15 protein-coding genes are annotated in these 17,147 nt (G+C 61.8%); 13 read left to right on the forward strand and 2 right to left on the reverse strand.

Annotation, left to right across the window (positions count from 1 at the left end; all coding sequences use genetic code 11):
- A partial coding sequence (locus DM813_RS08165) for a retention module-containing protein (RefSeq protein ID WP_128322921.1) occupies positions 1-1,228 on the reverse strand: 1,228 nt, incomplete at its 3' end.
- Between the two features lie 349 nt (positions 1,229-1,577).
- On the opposite strand from DM813_RS08165, the gene DM813_RS08170 reads away from it, so the two are divergent.
- From DM813_RS08170 to DM813_RS08200, 7 genes are all read left to right on the forward strand, one after another.
- Positions 1,578-2,915, forward strand: coding sequence for a TolC family outer membrane protein (locus DM813_RS08170; protein WP_128322922.1), 1,338 nt, complete (start codon positions 1,578-1,580; stop codon positions 2,913-2,915).
- Between the two features lie 42 nt (positions 2,916-2,957).
- Positions 2,958-5,114, forward strand: a complete 2,157-nt coding sequence (locus DM813_RS08175) for a type I secretion system permease/ATPase (RefSeq protein ID WP_128322923.1) — start codon at positions 2,958-2,960, stop codon at positions 5,112-5,114.
- Positions 5,115-5,121: 7 nt separating this feature from the next.
- Positions 5,122-6,477: an HlyD family type I secretion periplasmic adaptor subunit gene (locus tag DM813_RS08180; RefSeq protein ID WP_206617368.1), complete on the forward strand. Its 1,356-nt coding sequence runs from the start codon at positions 5,122-5,124 to the stop codon at positions 6,475-6,477.
- 244 nt (positions 6,478-6,721) lie between these two features.
- On the forward strand, positions 6,722-7,621 hold the full coding sequence (locus DM813_RS08185) for a TauD/TfdA dioxygenase family protein (protein ID WP_128322925.1): 900 nt from the start codon (positions 6,722-6,724) through the stop codon (positions 7,619-7,621).
- A gap of 20 nt (positions 7,622-7,641) precedes the next feature.
- Positions 7,642-8,661 carry an ABC transporter substrate-binding protein gene (locus tag DM813_RS08190; RefSeq protein WP_128322926.1) on the forward strand — a complete coding sequence of 340 codons (1,020 nt, stop codon included), beginning with the start codon at positions 7,642-7,644 and terminating at the stop codon, positions 8,659-8,661.
- Between the two features lie 5 nt (positions 8,662-8,666).
- Complete coding sequence (locus tag DM813_RS08195) at positions 8,667-9,530, forward strand: ABC transporter ATP-binding protein (RefSeq protein WP_128322927.1); 864 nt, start codon at positions 8,667-8,669, stop codon at positions 9,528-9,530.
- A 14-nt stretch (positions 9,531-9,544) separates the two neighbouring features.
- On the forward strand, positions 9,545-10,411 hold the full coding sequence (locus DM813_RS08200; protein ID WP_128322928.1) for an ABC transporter permease: 867 nt from the start codon (positions 9,545-9,547) through the stop codon (positions 10,409-10,411).
- Here DM813_RS08200 and DM813_RS08205 read toward each other — a convergent pair.
- Positions 10,408-11,001, reverse strand: a complete 594-nt coding sequence (locus tag DM813_RS08205; protein ID WP_128322929.1) for a WYL domain-containing protein — start codon at positions 10,999-11,001, stop codon at positions 10,408-10,410. The genes DM813_RS08200 and DM813_RS08205 overlap by 4 nt on opposite strands.
- Before the next feature lie 206 nt (positions 11,002-11,207).
- Here DM813_RS08205 and DM813_RS08210 point away from each other — a divergent pair, with 206 nt between their 5' ends.
- The 6 genes from DM813_RS08210 (at position 11,208) to DM813_RS08235 (ending at position 17,138) form a co-directional block, all read left to right on the forward strand.
- Positions 11,208-12,026 (forward strand): tetratricopeptide repeat protein, encoded by an 819-nt coding sequence (locus tag DM813_RS08210; RefSeq protein WP_128322930.1) that lies wholly within the window; start codon positions 11,208-11,210, stop codon positions 12,024-12,026.
- Between the two features lie 94 nt (positions 12,027-12,120).
- Positions 12,121-12,573 carry a MarR family winged helix-turn-helix transcriptional regulator gene (locus DM813_RS08215; protein WP_128322931.1) on the forward strand — a complete coding sequence of 151 codons (453 nt, stop codon included), beginning with the start codon at positions 12,121-12,123 and terminating at the stop codon, positions 12,571-12,573.
- Positions 12,570-14,660 carry an FUSC family protein gene (locus tag DM813_RS08220; protein ID WP_128322932.1) on the forward strand — a complete coding sequence of 697 codons (2,091 nt, stop codon included), beginning with the start codon at positions 12,570-12,572 and terminating at the stop codon, positions 14,658-14,660. The genes DM813_RS08215 and DM813_RS08220 overlap by 4 nt, the downstream gene beginning before the upstream one ends.
- Positions 14,657-14,869, forward strand: a complete 213-nt coding sequence (locus tag DM813_RS08225; protein ID WP_128322933.1) for a DUF1656 domain-containing protein — start codon at positions 14,657-14,659, stop codon at positions 14,867-14,869. Before DM813_RS08220 ends, DM813_RS08225 begins: the two co-directional genes overlap by 4 nt.
- Positions 14,866-15,741 carry an efflux RND transporter periplasmic adaptor subunit gene (locus DM813_RS08230; protein WP_128322934.1) on the forward strand — a complete coding sequence of 292 codons (876 nt, stop codon included), beginning with the start codon at positions 14,866-14,868 and terminating at the stop codon, positions 15,739-15,741. Before DM813_RS08225 ends, DM813_RS08230 begins: the two co-directional genes overlap by 4 nt.
- A complete protein-coding gene (locus DM813_RS08235) occupies positions 15,738-17,138 on the forward strand; it encodes an efflux transporter outer membrane subunit (RefSeq protein WP_128322935.1) in 1,401 nt (466 codons plus the stop codon). Before DM813_RS08230 ends, DM813_RS08235 begins: the two co-directional genes overlap by 4 nt.
- Positions 17,139-17,147 lie beyond the last annotated feature (9 nt).

Raw genomic sequence — 17,147 nt, forward strand, 5'->3', positions numbered from 1 at the left:
TCGTGCCTTGTGGCGGGTTGCTCAGCTGGAAGTTGAAGGTGACGTTTGCATCGCCTTCTTTAGCTGGATTAGCGGTCACCGCCACGGTGGTTGTGTCGATGGTGTCTTCAACATCGGCAGTTGCAGTCGCGCCGGTCAGGTTGGTGGCTTCGTAGTTGCCGCCATTCACCCCAGTGACAGTTGCAGTCAGGGTGCTGCCATCTTTATAGGCGTCTTCACCGTTGGTGTTCGGAACAACCAAAGTGCCTTTACCGCTGGCATCAACGTTCACGGTGTAAGTAGTTTCACCGACTTTAACGGTGAGGGTGGTCGTGCCTTGTGGCGGGTTGCTCAGCTGGAAGTTGAAGGTGACGTTTGCATCGCCTTCTTTAGCTGGGTTTGCCGTCACTGACACGGTAGTGATGTCGATGGTGTCAGTGATTTGTGTCACGGCCGGAGTTGGGTCTGGATTGACGACCAAACCACCACCACCGCTGGTACCGGTGATGGTTACAGAAATTTCGCCCGGATCGAGATACACCGTGTCATTCGGCGGGATGGTCACGCTGACGCTACCGGTGGTCTGCCCGGCACTGATGACAATGACCTGCCCGTTGGACAGCGTCACCGTCAGGTCAGTCAGAGGAGGTTGACCGAGTGTTGCGGTATAGGTGATCACGCCACCGGTTTCGGTAATCGAAGGCGTAGCCGTCAGGGCAAGCCCTGTTTCAGCGTCGGGAGCCGTGGTCAAGGCCGTGTTGGTGGTAACGTCGCCCAGCTCTTCACGGTTGTCGGCGATGGCGAAGTCGATCGGGGCCGTCGGAAAACCAATGGTCGGGTCCACCGACCCTGCGGTGGCATCGAGCATCACGAAACTGTGGCCACCACCGACGGCGCCACCCGATCCACCCGCAGACGGGCCGGCAGCCGTGGCTTCCAGTTCAGTCGTCGGGTCAGCACCAGCGGCGATAGCCTGCTGCAGTTCTTCGACCGAGGGCGCGGCCTGGGCGGTGGCTGCCGCCAGGTCGGTACTGCTGTCGGGCGTATCGGCGCTCCATTGCGTATCGCGGCCCAGATCCAGGGTGCGGCCATCAGCCAGCTCCAGGGTAACGGCACCTGCCAGACCCGTCAGGACCTGCTCGCCTGCAAACAGACGGTCACCCTCGATGAGAACCCGGCGGGCCCCTTCCGGGGATACGGCGATAACTTGACCAACAATGCTTTTGACGATGGCAACAACACTGCTCATTGGACGCTCCGATCTACCCGATCTGTTTGGCTTCCATGCCCTGGCGGCGCTCAATTGCCGCTATTGATGGAATTTGAATGTTGGTTATGCAGACGCTTTTGGCGTCAATTTTATGTCAATAACAATTGGCTATTTAGTTTATGCCAAAGTATTGACCTTCTTCTTGCCATCCTAAACAATCAGCCCTGTAATGTCACATTGATATTTAAGCGGCTGCCAAGCTTCCTGCGTACGTCCTTGTACCTCTTCGCAAGTTCCCGACTTTACGTCTTCCCGGTTGCCATTTTCGGATGCAGCAACGGTCTTTTGCTGTGATTTGGGACATGGTGTCCCCAGGAAAAAAGTAAAAATGCGCGCTTCATTGTTCACTGTTCTTCCTTTCGCCCTTGCAGCCAGTTTCGTACAAGCACAAAGCCTGCCCGAAGCGATGCAAAAAGCCCTCGATGTACACCCGGAGATCCAGGCCGGGGTCAACAGCCGCATCGCTGCCGACTATCAGCTGCGAGCCGCCAAGGGTGGCTACCTGCCGAAGGTCGATGTGCTGGCCGGCTATGGCCGTGAAGGAACCGACAGCCCGAGCACTGGCAACCGCTGGGAAACCCTCAACCGTGGCGAGTCCAGCCTGCGCCTGCGGCAGATGGTGTTTGACGGCTTTGCGACCTCCAGTGAGGTCGGCCGCCAACAAGCCACCGTCAACGCCCGCGCCTATTCCTTGCTGGGCACTTCCGAGCGCACTGCCCTGACCGTTGCCCAGGTTTACCTGGATGTCCTGACCCGCCGTGAAATGGTGCGTCTGGCAGAAGACAACCTGCGCAGCCACGAACGCATTTACGACCAGATCAAGCTGCGCACGTCCCGTGGCGTGGGCCGCCTGGCCGACCTTGACCAGGCCGAAGCACGCCTGGCCCAGGCCCGTAACAACCTGATCACCGAGCAAACCAACCTGGCGGACGCCAAGACCAACTACCTGAGCGTGGTCGGGCAAATGCCCGACGAGCTGAGCGCGCCTGCACCGTTTGTCGACCTGCTGCCGGCCAACCTCGACGAGGCCCGCCAGCAAATGGTCGAAAGCAGCCCGATCTTGCGCTCGGCAGAATCCGATATCGCAGCGGCCGAGAAGCAATATGACGCGGCGAAGTCTACTTTCTATCCAAGATTCGATGCAGAACTCGGACGGACGGCAGATAACGATATCGACGGCCTGAACGGCCACAACAACGAATGGCAGGCTATGCTGCGTATGAGCTTCAACTTGTACTCCGGCGGCAGCAACAAGGCTGACCTGGAATCCAAGTCGTATCTGACCAATCAGGCGCTGGACATTCGTAACAATGCCTTGCGCCAGCTCAATGAAGAATTAGGCCTGGCATGGAATGCTCTGGAAAACGCCAACGCGCAATTGCCTATTGCCCAGCAATATGTCGACCACAGCAATAACGTACGTACCGCCTACCAGAAGCAGTTCAGCCTGGGCGAACGCACGTTGCTCGACTTGCTCGACAGCGAAAACGAACTCTTCACTGCACAGCGTCGTCTGACTGAAGTGAAGAACATTCAGCTGTTTACTCAGTACCGAATCAAGGCGACCATTGGCCAGCTGCTCAAGAGCCAGGGTGTTGTCGCACCGATGGCCACTGTTGTGCAGAACGATATGAAGCCCCGTGTGAGCCTGCCAGGCATGAACTGAGGCTCGCCTTAAACGCCAACCGCAAACATCAAGAGAAGCCGCGTGGAATCAGAAGTCAGTCGAGTCCAACTCAGCCATGATCCACGCAGCCAGCACGATGATCCGTTGCTGGACAGCCTGCTGTCACTCTGTGTGCTGCACCAGAAGCCGGCCAGCCGGGCGATGTTGACCACCGGCCTGCCGTTGCCGGAACAGCGCCTGACCCCCGAGTTGCTGCCACGCGCCGCTGCCCGCGCAGGCCTGCAGGGGCGCTTGTTGCAGCGCAAGCTTGAACAGATCCCGGCCATCGCCATGCCGGCCATGTTGCTGCTCAAAGATGGCCGTAGCACGGTTCTGCTCGGCTGGGAGAACGACGACACCGCGCGACTGCTGCTCAGCGAGAGCGATGGCGGCGAAGTGCATGTCAGCCGCGAAGCCCTGCAAAGCGATTACAGCGGGCGCGTATTCTTTGCGCAACCGCAGCACAAGTTCGACGTCAATCACGGCAACCTCATCCCGCGCGCCCGCTCCTGGTTCCGCGACACGCTCAAGCGCAGCCGCTGGCTGTATATCGACGCCATCGCCGCCAGCCTGGTGATCAACCTGATCGCCCTGGCCGCGCCGCTGTTCGTGATGAACGTGTACGACCGCGTGGTGCCCAACCAGGCCACCTCCACCCTGTGGGTGCTGGCTGTCGGGATTACCGGCGCCTATCTGTTCGACCTGATCCTCAAGGGCCTGCGCAGTCTGTGCCTGGACCTTGCCGGGAAGAAAACCGACCTGATCATTTCGGCCACGCTGTTCGAACGCATCGTTGGCATGTCGATGAAGTACCGGCCGGCGCGGGTCGGCAGCTTTGCCCAGAACATCCACGAGTTCCAGGGGCTGCGCGACTTTCTCGCCTCGCTGACCCTGACCAGCTTGATCGACCTGCCATTCACCCTGTTGATTCTGCTAGTGATCGCCATCATCGGCGGCCACCTGGTGTGGATTCCGATCATTGCCTTCCCGCTGGCACTGGGCATTGGCTATGCCTTGCAAAAACCGCTGGTCGCCACCCTGGAGCGGACCATGGCCCTGGCCTCCGAGCGCCAGTCGAGCCTGATCGAAACCCTCGCCGGGCTCGATGCGGTCAAGGTCAACAACGCCGAGAGCGAACGCCAGTACATGTGGGAGCAGACCATCGGCACCCTCAGCCGACTGGAACTGCGGGTCAAGGTGCTGTCGGGCCTGGCCATGAACATCACCCTGCTGATCCAGCAACTGGCCGGTGTCGCGCTGATTTGTGCCGGTGTGTACCAGATCATGGCTGGCAACCTCAGCATGGGCGGCCTGATTGCCTGCTACATGCTCAGTGGCCGCGCACTGGGCCCGCTGGCCCAACTGTCCGGGTTGCTGACCCGCTACCAGCAGGCGAAAGTCACCATGGTCTCCACCGACCAGATGATGGAGCTGCCACAAGAGCGCAACTTTGAAGAACGGCCGCTGAGCCGTCAGGTGCTGCAGGGTGCCATCGAGTTCCGCGGCGTTGACTTCACCTACCCGAACCAGCAGAACCCTGCCCTCAAGGGCATTTCCCTGACCATTCGCCCTGGCGAGAAAATCGGCATCATCGGCCGCAGCGGCTCAGGCAAAAGCTCGCTGGCCAAGCTGATTGTCGGCCTGTACGAAGCCGACAACGGCTCTTTGCTGGTCGATGGCGTGGACATCCGCCAGATCGACGTCAGCGAGCTGCGCCACAACATCGGTTACGTGCCGCAGGATATCCAGCTGCTGGCAGGTACGCTGCGCGACAACCTGGTCAGCGGCGCGCGCTATGTCGACGACGAAATGGTCCTGCAGGCCGCCGAGCTCAGCGGTGTGCACGAGTTCGCCCGTTTGCACCCGCAAGGCTACGAGCTGCAGGTGGGTGAGCGCGGCCAGAACCTTTCCGGCGGCCAGCGCCAGAACGTCGCCCTGGGCCGGGCACTGTTGCTAAACCCGCAGATCCTGTTGCTCGACGAACCCACCAGTTCCATGGACAACACCGGCGAAGAACGCCTCAAGCAACGCTTGCAAGCGGTCATCGAAAGCAAGACCGTGGTGCTGGTTACCCACCGGGCTTCGTTGTTGTCACTGGTCGATCGCCTGATCGTCGTTGACCGCGGGCAGATTGTTGCGGATGGCCCGAAAGCCGCCGTTATGGACGCGCTGAAAAAGGGGCAGATCAGTGTTGCTTAAGGTGGATATGGGCCAGATCAAAGACAGCCTGCGCAAGTACTTCAAAGGTTCGGAGTCGCTCAGCGGCCAGCCGCTGCCCGAGGTCAACAAGGCCCTGATCGAGGATGCTCCGCGCATCGTGCGCCTGACCATCTGGGGCGTGATCGCCTTCTTCCTGTTCCTGGGGCTGTGGGCCAATTTCGCGATTATCGACGAAGTCACCCGTGGTGAAGGCAAGGCAATTCCATCGTCCAAACTGCAGAAGATCCAGAACCTGGAAGGCGGAATCGTTGCGCAGATCTACGCCAAAGAAGGCGAGATTGTCGAAGTGGGCGCGCCGCTACTGCGCCTGGACGACACCCGTTTTGTGTCCAACGTCGGCGAAACCGAAGCCGACCGCCTGGCCATGGCCCTGCGTGTTGAGCGCCTGAGCGCTGAAGTCGAAGACCGGCCGCTGAAGATCGACGAAGAGATCCGCAAGGCCGCGCCAAGCCAGGCCACCAACGAAGAGTCCCTGTACCAGAGCCGTCGCCAACAGTTGCAGGATGAAATTGGCGGCCTGCAGGAGCAACTGGTGCAGCGCCAGCAGGAGCTGCGCGAATTCAGCTCCAAACAGGCCCAGTACCGCAACAGCCTGCAGTTGCTGCGTCAGGAAATTCAGATGTCTGAGCCGTTGGTGGCCCAGGGCGCCATTTCTCAGGTTGAGGTGCTGCGCCTCAAGCGTGCCGAAGTCGAGAACCGTGGCCAGCTGGATGCCACCTCGCTGGCAATTCCTCGCGCGGAATCGGCGATCAAGGAAGTGGAACGCAAGATCGACGAAACACGCGGTAAATTCCGCAGTGAAGCCCTCACTCAGCTCAACGAAGCCCGCACCGACCTGAGCAAGGCGCAAGCCACCGGCAAGGCCTTGGACGACCGGGTCAGCCGGACCCTGGTTACCTCGCCGGTGCGCGGTATCGTCAAGCAGCTGCTGGTCAACACTGTCGGCGGGGTGATCCAGCCGGGCAGCGACCTTGTTGAAATCGTCCCGCTGGATGACACCCTGCTGGTCGAAGCGCGTGTCCGCCCACAGGATATTGCCTTCCTGCACCCGGGCCAGGAAGCCATGGTCAAGTTCACCGCCTATGACTTCACCATTTATGGCGGCCTGAAAGCCAAGCTGGAACAGATCGGCGCCGACACCATCACCGACGAAGACAAGAACACCTTCTACGTGATCAAGCTGCGCACCGAGCGCAGCCATCTGGGCAGTGACGACAAGCCGCTGCTGATCATCCCGGGCATGGTCGCCTCGGTGGACATCATCACCGGCAAGAAAAGCGTGCTGAGCTACCTGCTCAAGCCGATCATCCGCGCCCGCGCCGAGGCATTGCGCGAGCGTTGAGCCGCCCCGGTGAATCCGTCCCTACAGGATTACCCTGCCCCTGTAGGAGTGGATTTATCTGCGATGATTGCGACGATATGCTTATGCATTAAAGATATTTAAAATATATCTCTTATGACTTTATAGTCACTCCCCTGCGTACCTGCCGACCAATCGGCGCGCCGCACGACCGAACCAACACGGAACCCCGTGAGTTTCTGATCGATGCGCGCACCCTTGGGCGCGCTCTGCGTGGGAGTGAATCATGTCAGTGGCCTCTATCGCCTTGTCGTCCAACGACAGCGCACAGCAGCAAGCCTTCGAAATCCTGCCGTTCAGCGGTGCCGTCGGCGCCGAGATCATCGGCCTGGACCTGTCCTTACCCGTCAGCACCGACGATTTTTCCCGAATTCATCGGGCACACCTCGACCACCATGTCCTGGTTTTTCGCGACCAGCGCATCACTCCAGAGCAACAGATCGCCTTCAGCCGCCGCTTCGGCGTGCTACAGATCCACGTGCTCAAGCAGTTTTTGTTAACGGGCCACCCGGAAATCCTCATCGTCTCCAACATCGTCGAAAACGGGCAGAACATTGGCCTGGGCGATGCCGGCAAGTTCTGGCACTCGGACCTCTCCTATAAAGAACTGCCGAGCCTGGGGTCGATGCTGCATGCCCAGGAGCTCCCCAGCGAAGGCGGCGACACCCTGTTCGCCGACATGCACAAAGCCTGGGACGGTTTGCCTGACGCCCTGCGCAAGGCCGTAGAAGGCCGCGACGCGGCGCACTCCTATACCGCCCGTTATAGCGAAACCAAATTCGAAGGCAACTGGCGCCCTACCCTGACAGCCGAGCAACTGGCCCAGGTTCAGGAAGTGGTCCACCCGATCGTGCGTACTCACCCTGAAAACGGGCGCAAAGCCTTGTTCGTCAGCGAGGGGTTCACTACCCGCATCGTAGGCCTGCCGGACGACGAAAGCCGGCAGATCCTAGCCGAACTGTATGCCCACAGCGTGCTGGAGCAGAACATCTACCGCCATCAATGGCAGCCCCACGACCTGGTGTTCTGGGACAACCGTTCGCTCATTCACCTGGCCGCAGGCTGCCCCGCACACCTGCGCCGCAAGCTGTACCGCACCACCATCCAGGGCGACGCCCCGTTCTGATACGACTCAAGGAGTACAGCATGCACAAGTCAATCAGCCGCCTGGCGGCCAGTATCGGTCTGGGTGTCAGCCTGCTTGCCGGCAGCCTCGTCGCCCCGGCTACGGCTCAGGCCGAAGGTGAAATCCGCATCGCCGAACAGTTCGGCATTGTCTATTTATTGCTCAACGTGGTGCGTGACCAGAACCTGATCGAGAAACACGGCAAGGAACAGGGCATCGACATCAAGGTTGACTGGACCCAGCTTTCCGGCGGAGCCGCGATCAACGACGCGCTGCTGTCCGGCTCGATCGACATTGCCGGTGCCGGCGTCGGCCCCTTGCTGACCATCTGGGATCGCACCCAGGGCAGGCAGAACGTCAAGGCCGTCGCCTCGTTGGGCAACTTCCCCTACTACCTGGTCAGCAATAACCCCAAGGTCAAGAGCATTGCCGACTTCACCGAGAAAGACCGCATCGCCCTGCCCGCCGTGGGCGTCTCGGTGCAATCGCGCTTTCTGCAGTACGCGGCGGCCAAGCAATGGGGCGACAAGGAATACGCCCGTCTGGACAAGTACACCCTCGCAGTACCGCACCCTGACGCCACCGCCGCCCTGCTGGCTGGCGGCACCGAGCTGAACGCGCACTTCTCCAACCCGCCGTTCCAGGACCAGGTGCTGGCCAACAAGGACGTGCACGTGGTGCTCAACACCTACGACCTGCTCGGGCCCAACTCACCGACGGTGCTGTTCGCCACCGAAAAATTCCGCAACGACAACCCCAAGACTTACAAAGCCTTCGTTGATGCCCTGGCCGAAGCTGCCGACTTTGCCCAGAACAACAAGGCCGCTGCCGCCGACACCTACATTCGCGTGACCAAGGCCAAGATCGATCGCGACGCCCTGCTCAAGATCATCGACAACCCTCAGTACGAGTTCAGCGTGACGCCGAAAAACACCTACCCGCTGGCCGAGTTCCTGTACCGCGTAGGCGCGATAAAGCACAAACCCGAATCCTGGAAAGACTACTTCTTCCAGGATGAAAAACCGCTGCAAGGGAGCTGAACCGGATGAACACCCCATTGCAAGGCCACACGGTCAGCAAGTTGAGCAGCGTCGCCACGCCGCCGCTGCTGCAGGTGGATAACGTCAGCCTGGAATACCGCACCGCGCAACGCGTGGTGCGTGCCACGCACCAGGTCAGCTTCGAAGTGGACAAGGCCGACCGCTTTGTTCTACTCGGCCCCTCCGGCTGCGGAAAGTCGACCCTGCTCAAGGCGGTCGCAGGCTTCATCGAACCGCAGGAAGGCCAGATACGCCTGCAGGGCCAGGCGGTACGCGGCCCGGGGCCAGATCGCATCGTGGTGTTCCAGGAATTCGACCAGCTGCCACCGTGGAAAACCGTCAAACAGAATGTAATGTTCCCGTTGCTGGCCTCCGGCACGCTCAAGCGCAAAGAGGCTGAGGCACGGGCGCTGCACTACCTGGAAAAAGTCGGCCTGGGCGGTTTTGCCGACGCTTATCCCCATACCTTGTCAGGCGGCATGAAAGCCCGGGTAGCCATTGCCCGCGCCCTGGCCATGCAGCCGAAAATCCTGTTGATGGACGAGCCCTTCGCCGCCCTCGACGCCCTGACTCGACGCAAGATGCAGGAAGAATTACTCCTGCTGTGGGAAGAGGTGCGCTTCACCCTGTTGTTCGTGACGCACTCCATTGAAGAAGCCCTGGTGGTGGGCAATCGCATCCTCCTGCTGTCGCCGCATCCGGGGCGGGTGCGCGCCGAAGTCCACAGCCACCAGTACGACCTGCAGAGCCTTGGCGCCAGCGACTTCCAGGCCTCGGCACGACGCATCCATCGCCTGCTGTTCGACGATGCCGCCCAGGTCGAGCATGACCCGACGCTGGGTTTCGCCGACATTCGTATTGCCTACTGACCGGGAGTTTTGCCATGACCACCTCCACGACACCGCGTCAGGAGTACGAAATTGTTCTCGAGCCGCTGCTCAGCGTGCCCATCGAGCGCGATCTACCGCTTGGCCAGCGCTTGTGGCAACAAGGCTGGCTGCGCAAAGGGTTGATACTGGTGTTGCTGGCACTCGCCTGGGAAGCCGTCGCCCGTTACCAGGGCAACGACCTGCTGCTGCCCAGCTTCCTGCAGACGGCGGCAGCGCTGTATGACGGCTTGCTCAGCGGTGAGTTGCCGGCCAAGGTCGGTGTCTCGCTGGTGGTGCTGCTCAAAGGCTACCTGCTGGGTATCGTCCTGGCCTTCGGCCTGACCAGCCTGGCCGTATCGACCCAGTTCGGCCGCGACCTGCTGAGCACGCTTACCTCAATGTTCAACCCCTTGCCGGCCATCGCCCTGCTGCCGCTGGCCCTGCTGTGGTTCGGACTGGGCGACAACAGCCTGATATTTGTCCTGGTGCATTCGGTGCTCTGGGCCTTGGCGCTGAACACCTATGCCGGCTTTCTAGGGGTCTCGGAAACCTTGCGCATGGCCGGGCGTAACTACGGCCTGCGGGGCCTGCGCCTGGTGTTGCACATTCTGATCCCGGCCGCACTGCCGTCGATTCTCTCCGGCCTGAAAATCGGCTGGGCGTTTGCCTGGCGTACGCTCATCGCCGCCGAACTGGTGTTCGGCGCTACCAGCGGCAAGGGCGGCCTGGGCTGGTACATTTTCCAGAACCGCAACGAGCTTTATACCGATAAGGTTTTCGCCGGTTTGGCGGTGGTGATTTTGATCGGCCTGCTGGTAGAAAGCCTGGTGTTCAACAGCCTGGAACGCATCACCGTGCGCCGCTGGGGCATGCAGCGCTAGTCGCTGTACTGCGCTGCCGCAGTGCTCAGGGTGTCGGCGATCTGCTGACGCAGGGTCAAGGGCTGCTCGACGATCAGGCTGTCGCCCTGGCTCAGCAGCCACCAGCGCAACTGCCAGCTATTGCTGACCATCGCCCGCAGCCGCTGGCCACGCTCCAGCTGAGTGAGCTGCATGTCTGCCGAAAGCGGCGCATCGCGCACCTGGCGCGCCAGGCTGTCGCTTATCCACAGCTGCAACTCGATCCTGTCGGTCTCACCCGGGTGCAGGGCATCACTGAGTAAACACGCCTGCAGATCAACGTCACGCACCCCGTCATGGCGAAAGCGATGTACCGCCAGCTGACGCATGTCGCTATTGGCAGATGCCGCCCAGTGCCAGCCGAACGGGATGCTCTTGTCATTACGCTCCAGCGGAAAAATCAGCGACAGCTCGTTCAGGTCGCGCTCGATACTGCGCTTGCTGATGGGAAAGCCTGCATCTCGTAAGCGAGCAACCATTTCAGCACTGGTAATGCCGGGTGAACGACTGGGCAACTGGCGCAGCAGCTCCCATTGACGGCTGAGGGTGGCGCGGGTGGTAGCAGAGGGCAAAAGGCGGCGTCCTTGTCTAGGCTTGCGGTTGTAGCATGGTCCTAGTGGAAAGATATGGCAATTGGCCATTTATCTATCAGCTCAAGGATGAAGCAATTGATTTGCCTCAACCCAATCGTTCGCGACAGGTTTTGTCGTGACGCTGCGCAGAATCACGCCTCATCAAATCCGCCATCTGTTCGGCGGACGGTTCAATGAGGATGAACATGTCAGCTGCCAGCAACATCTACCCCCTGCTCGAGCGTCTTCTGCCCGAGCGTGTCATTCCTGTGCCCGGTCGCGCGGGCCAGCTTGAGCGGTTGTATGCCGGGGTAGGTATGCCCAGTCAGCGTGCGGCGCTGGGTGAAAGCTTCGTGCTGATCAGTCGCCTGGAAGAAACCACCGACCTGCAAGCGCTGTACGCCGACCTGCGCGCCCAGGCCCTCGACGGCAGCGTCACGGCACTCAACGATCTGGGCTGGATCTGGCTCAACGGCAAGTACTGGCGGGCCGATCCGACTCTGGCCAGCCACCTGTTGCGCATGGCCGCGCTGCAAGGCAGTGCCGCCGCCTGGTTCAACCTGGGCCAGCAGTATTATTTCGGCAAAGGTGTGGACGTCTGTTACGCCAGCGCGAGCGAAAACTACCAGCAAGCCTTCGAACGCGGCCTGGACCAGGCGGCTGCGGCACTGGGCGACCTGTATGAAGAAGAAATCTGCGACAGCGACGTGCAGGAATGGAGCGTTGACCTGCAACTGGCTTATCGCTGGTTCCTGCGCGGCGCACAACGCGGCGAAGCACGTTGCCGGTTTGAAGTGGGCTACCGGCTGCTGTACGGGCAAAACGTTGCTGCCGACGAGAAGGCCGGCGTGTACTGGCTCGAGTTGGCCGCCGTGGCAGGTGTGGTGCAGGCCGCCGAAGAGCTGACGGTGCATTTCAGCGCCTGTCAGAACGCATTGCGCTACCTGTTCTGGCGCGATCAGGCTATCGCCATGGGCAGCACGCTGGCGTTGACCATGAAGCTGGACGATCAACTACAGTCCTGAGGGTACCTCCTGTCCTGCCTGCTTGACGGCGGAGGCGCGGATCGAAGAAAATTGATAGTTAGCAAACTATGAATATAGCGATGATTCTCCCCTCATGACTCTCGACGCCCTGCAAATGAACGTCAGCAGCGCAATGGTGGTGGCCGGCCGGCACTGGCGGCGCATCTGCCAGGCGGCCGTGGCCGGTTACGGTATTTCCGAAGCCTGCGCCATGCCGCTGCTGATGATCGAACGCCTGGGCGACGGTGTGCATCAGGTGGCCGTTGCCCAGGCTGCGGGCCTGGAAAGCCCCTCGCTGGTACGTCTGCTCGATCAACTGTGCCACGCAGGCTTCGTGTGCCGCACCGAAGACCCTGTGGATCGTCGCGCCAAAGCCTTGAGCCTGACCCCCAGTGGCCGCGCGCTGGCCGAAGCGATTGAGGCTGAACTGGTGCGTTTGCGCCGCGAGGTGCTGCACAACATCGACGAAGCCGACCTGCTGGCCACCCTGCGTGTGCTACGTGCCTTCGAGGCTGCCACGCAAGGCACGGCGAGCGTGCCATCGTGAAGGGCTTTTTCAGCACCCTGCCCCCGGCACGCGACTGGTTTTACGGCGTACGTACGTTCGCGGCCTCGATGATTGCCCTGTACATCGCCCTGCAACTGCAACTGCCACGCCCCTACTGGGCGATGGCCACGGTCTACATCGTCTCCAGCCCGTTTGTCGGCCCCACCAGTTCCAAGGCTCTGTATCGCGCCCTGGGCACACTGCTCGGCGCGGCCGGCGCGGTGTTCATGGTGCCGCTGCTGGTGCAGGCGCCGGTGTTGCTGACGGTGGCAATAGCCTTGTGGACAGGCACCTTGCTTTACCTTTCGCTACACCTGCGCACTGCCAATAGCTACGCCCTGATGCTGGCCGGCTACACCTTGCCGATGATTGCCCTGCCGGTGGTCGACAACCCGCTGATGGTGTTCGACGTGGCCTCCTCCCGGGCCCAGGAAATCTGCCTGGGTATCGTCTGTGCCGCAGTAGTCGGGGCCATTTTCTGGCCGCGCCGCCTGACCCCGGTGCTGGTCGGCGCCACCGGCAACTGGTTCACCGAAGCCATGCGCTACAGCGACAACTTTCTCGCCCGCCAGGCGACGGCGGAAAATGTCGGCCCGTCGCGGGCGGCGATGGTCGCCACGTTCAACTCGCTGGAAACCATGATTGGTCAGCTGTCCCACGAAGGCGCGCGCCCGCAGACGGTAAAGAATGCCCGCGAACTGCGTGGCCGCATGATCCACCTGCTACCGGTGGTCGACGGACTGGATGATGCCTTGCTCGCGCTCGAAGCCCGCGCACCGGCACAGGCCGAACAGCTGCAACCCTTGCTCGAACATGCCCGTGACTGGTTGAAAGGCACCGCCACCGATGCCTCGCCAAGCCGCTGGTCAACCCTGCGCGCCGAGCTTGAGCACCTGCAACCCAGCGCCGCGGCCCTGGACGAGCGCGCCTCGCTGCTGCTGTCCAATGCCTTGTACCGTCTGGCCGAATGGGTCGACCTGTGGCAAGACTGCTGCAGCCTGCAGCACGCCATCAAAAACGAAGACCTGTCGCCCTGGCGTGCGGTGTACCGGCACTGGCGCCTGGGCCGGCTGACGCCGTTCTTCGACCGCGGGCTGATGCTGTATTCGGTGTTCTCCACCGTCACTGCCATCATCGCCGCGACAACCTTGTGGATCCTACTGGGCTGGAATGATGGCGCCAGTGCGGTGATTCTCGCCGCCGTGGCCTGCAGCTTCTTCGCCGCCATGGACGACCCGGCACCGCAGATCTATCGGTTCTTCTTCTGGACCGCGGTGTCGGTGGTGTTTGCCAGCCTCTACCTGTTCCTGGTGCTGCCCAACCTGCACGACTTCCCGATGCTGGTGCTGGCCTTCGCTGTGCCGTTCATTTGCGTCGGCACGCTAACCGTGCAGCCGCAGTTTTACCTCGGCACCTTGCTGACCATCGTCAACACCGCCTCGTTCATCAGCATCCAGGGTGCCTACGACGCCAACTTCTTCACCTTCATCAACGCCAACCTTGCCGGGCCTGTAGGGCTGCTGTTCGCCTTTATCTGGACCCTGGTGATGCGCCCCTTCGGCGTCGAGCTGGCAGCCAAACGCCTGACCCGCTTCAGCTGGCGCGACATTGTCGGCATGACCCAACCGGCAACCCTGGCCGAGCACCGCCGCCTCGGCGTGCAGATGCTGGACCGGCTGATGCAGCACCTGCCACGCCTGACCCAGACCGGTCAGGACACCGGCACCGCCCTGCGCGATCTGCGCGTCGGCCTGTGCCTGCTCGATCTGCTGGCCTACATGCCGAGGGTCGGCGCCGAGCCGCGGCAGTTGCTCGAACGTGTGGTGGCGGAAGTCGGGGAGCATTTTCAGGCCTGCCTGGATGCCCACCAGCGCCTGCACGCGCCACAGGCGTTGTTGCAAAACATGGAGCGCGCGCGTCGCGCCTTGAACCTTGAAGACCTGGCCGGCAATGCCGAAGCCCGTGTCCAGCTGCTGCACGCCTTGAGCGGATTGCGCCTGGCGCTGTTGCCGGGTGTGGAAGTGGTGCTCGACCCCTCCCATGACCAGCCGCAACTGCCCTATGGCATCGATGGAGCCCCCTTGTGATTGGTGAACTGGATATCAGCGGGGTATTTCTGCCGACGCTGCTGGTGATGATGGTCCTCACCTACCTGCTGTTTCTCGGGGTGCATGCCGTGCTCACCCGACTTCATTTCTACCGCCTGGTCTGGCACCGGGCGCTGTTCAACGTTGCGCTCTACGCCGTGCTGCTTGGCACCGTCGACCACTTTTGCCGAAGCCTGATGCTGCCATGAAAAAACCTTTATTGACCTTGGGCCGTGTGGTCCTGACCCTGCTGGTAGTGACGCTGGCGACCGTACTGGTCTGGCAGATGGTCCTCTACTACATGTATGCACCCTGGACCCGTGACGGCCACATCCGCGCCGACGTGATCCAGATCGCCCCGGACGTGTCCGGCCTGGTGCAGGAGGTATCGGTACGCGACAACCAGGTGGTCAAGCGCGGCGACGTACTGTTCACTATCGACCAGGACCGCTACCGCCTGGCCTTGCGCCACGCCCAGGCCACCCAGGCGGAACGCAAGGAAACCCTGGCCCAGGCCCAACGTGAATCACGACGCAATCGCGGGCTGGGCAACCTGGTCGCCCAGGAACAACTGGAAGAAAGCCAGTCGCGCGAAGCACGGGCCCAGTCGGCGCTGGCCGAAGCCCAGGTGGCTGTGGATGCCGCCCAGCTCAACCTGGACCGTTCGGTAGTACGCAGCCCGGTCGATGGCTACCTCAACGACCGCGCCCCCCGCGCCCACGAATTCGTCAGCGCCGGCAAACCGGTGCTCTCGGTAGTCGACAGCAACTCCTACCATGTCGATGGCTACTTCGAAGAAACCAAGCTGGGCGGTATCCATATCGGCCAGGCCGTGGATATTCGTGTGCTCGGCGACAACACCCGCCTGCGCGGTCGCGTGCAGAGCATTGCTGCGGGCATTGAAGACCGCGATCGGGTCAGTGGCGCCAACCTGCTGCCCAACGTCAACCCGGCCTTCAGCTGGGTGCGCCTGGCCCAACGTATTCCGGTGCGTATCGCCTTCGATGAAGTGCCGCAGGACTTTCGCATGATCGCCGGGCGCACCGCGACCGTGTCGATCATCGAGGACAGCAAGCCATGAAACGCCTGATGTTGTTCGGTGTGAGCCTGCTGCTCTCGGCATGCCAGATGGTCGGGCCGGATTACCAACTGCCCAAGGACGCGGCCGTCCAGCGCAGCGACCTGCAGGGTGAGCTGCGTCAGGACGCCGATAGCGTGGTCTCGGCGCCCGTTCCGCAAAACTGGTGGCACCTGTATCACGATCAACGCCTCAACAGCCTGATCAGCCAGGCCCTGGACGCCAACACCGAGCTGCGCATAGCGGCCGCGAATATCGCCCGAGCCCGTGCCCAGGTCGAAGAAGCCGAGGCTCGCGGTGGTTTCAATGGTGGGGTTAAACTGGGCGCCCAGCGCTTGCAGGAGTCTGGCGAGGCGTTCCTGTTGCCAGAGAAGGTGCCGGTGGCAAACATTGGTGAAGCGATCATCAGCGCGTCTTACCAGTTCGACCTGTGGGGCACCCTCAAGCGCGGGGTGGAGGCGGCCAAGGCCAATGCCGATGCCACTCAGGCCGCTGCCGATACCGCGCGCATAACCGTGGTGGCCGATGTTGTGCGGGCCTACACACAGGTGTGCGCGGCCAACGAGGAATACCACATCGCCCGTGAGTCACTCGACCTGCAAGAGCAGAGCGTTACCCTGACCCAACGCCTGCGGGACGCGGGCCGTGGCGACGAAACCCAGGTGACCCGCTCGCAAACCCAGTTCAAATCGCTGCGTGCAGAACTGCCGCGTTATCAGGCTGCGCGTGAGGCAGGCCTGTACACCTTGTCGATGCTGCTGGCCAAGCCGGTGGCGCAGTTGCCTGCCGGCACCGCCGAGTGTGCCGAGTTGCCGCATATCGCCCAGGTGCTACCTGTGGGTGATGGCGCCGCGCTGCTTAAACGCCGCCCGGATATCCGCCAGGCCGAACGTAGCCTGGCAGCAGCCACAGCCACCATTGGTGTGGCGACCGGTCAGCTCTACCCGGACATCAGCATTGGCGCCCAGGTAGGCACCATCGGCATCATCGACAACCTCGGCGAACCGTCGACCAACCGTTGGGGCTTTGGCCCGGCGCTGACCTGGACCGTGCCGACCAACGGCACACGCGCACGCATTCGTGAGGCCGAGGCTTCGACCCAGGCGGCGCTGGCGCACTTTGACGGTGTGGTGCTCAACGCCATCCGCGAAACCCAGACCAGTCTGGCGCAATACAGCGCCTTGCTCGACCGCCGCGATGCCCTGGCAGACGCCGAGCGCTCGGCAAAAGAGGCAGCAGACCAGACCCACCGTTTCTACCAGGCCGGACGCGAGTCGTTCCTGGCAGACCTGCAGGCGACACGCACCTACACCGATATGCGCGCGCAACTGGCGATGGCCAATACCCAGGTGGCGATGGGGCAGATCGGTTTGTTTCTGGCGTTGGGTGGCGGTTGGTAGATCCCGTAG

The organism is Pseudomonas alkylphenolica, assembly GCF_004025535.1.
GTDB classification, from domain to species: Bacteria; Pseudomonadota; Gammaproteobacteria; order Pseudomonadales; family Pseudomonadaceae; genus Aquipseudomonas; species Aquipseudomonas alkylphenolica_A.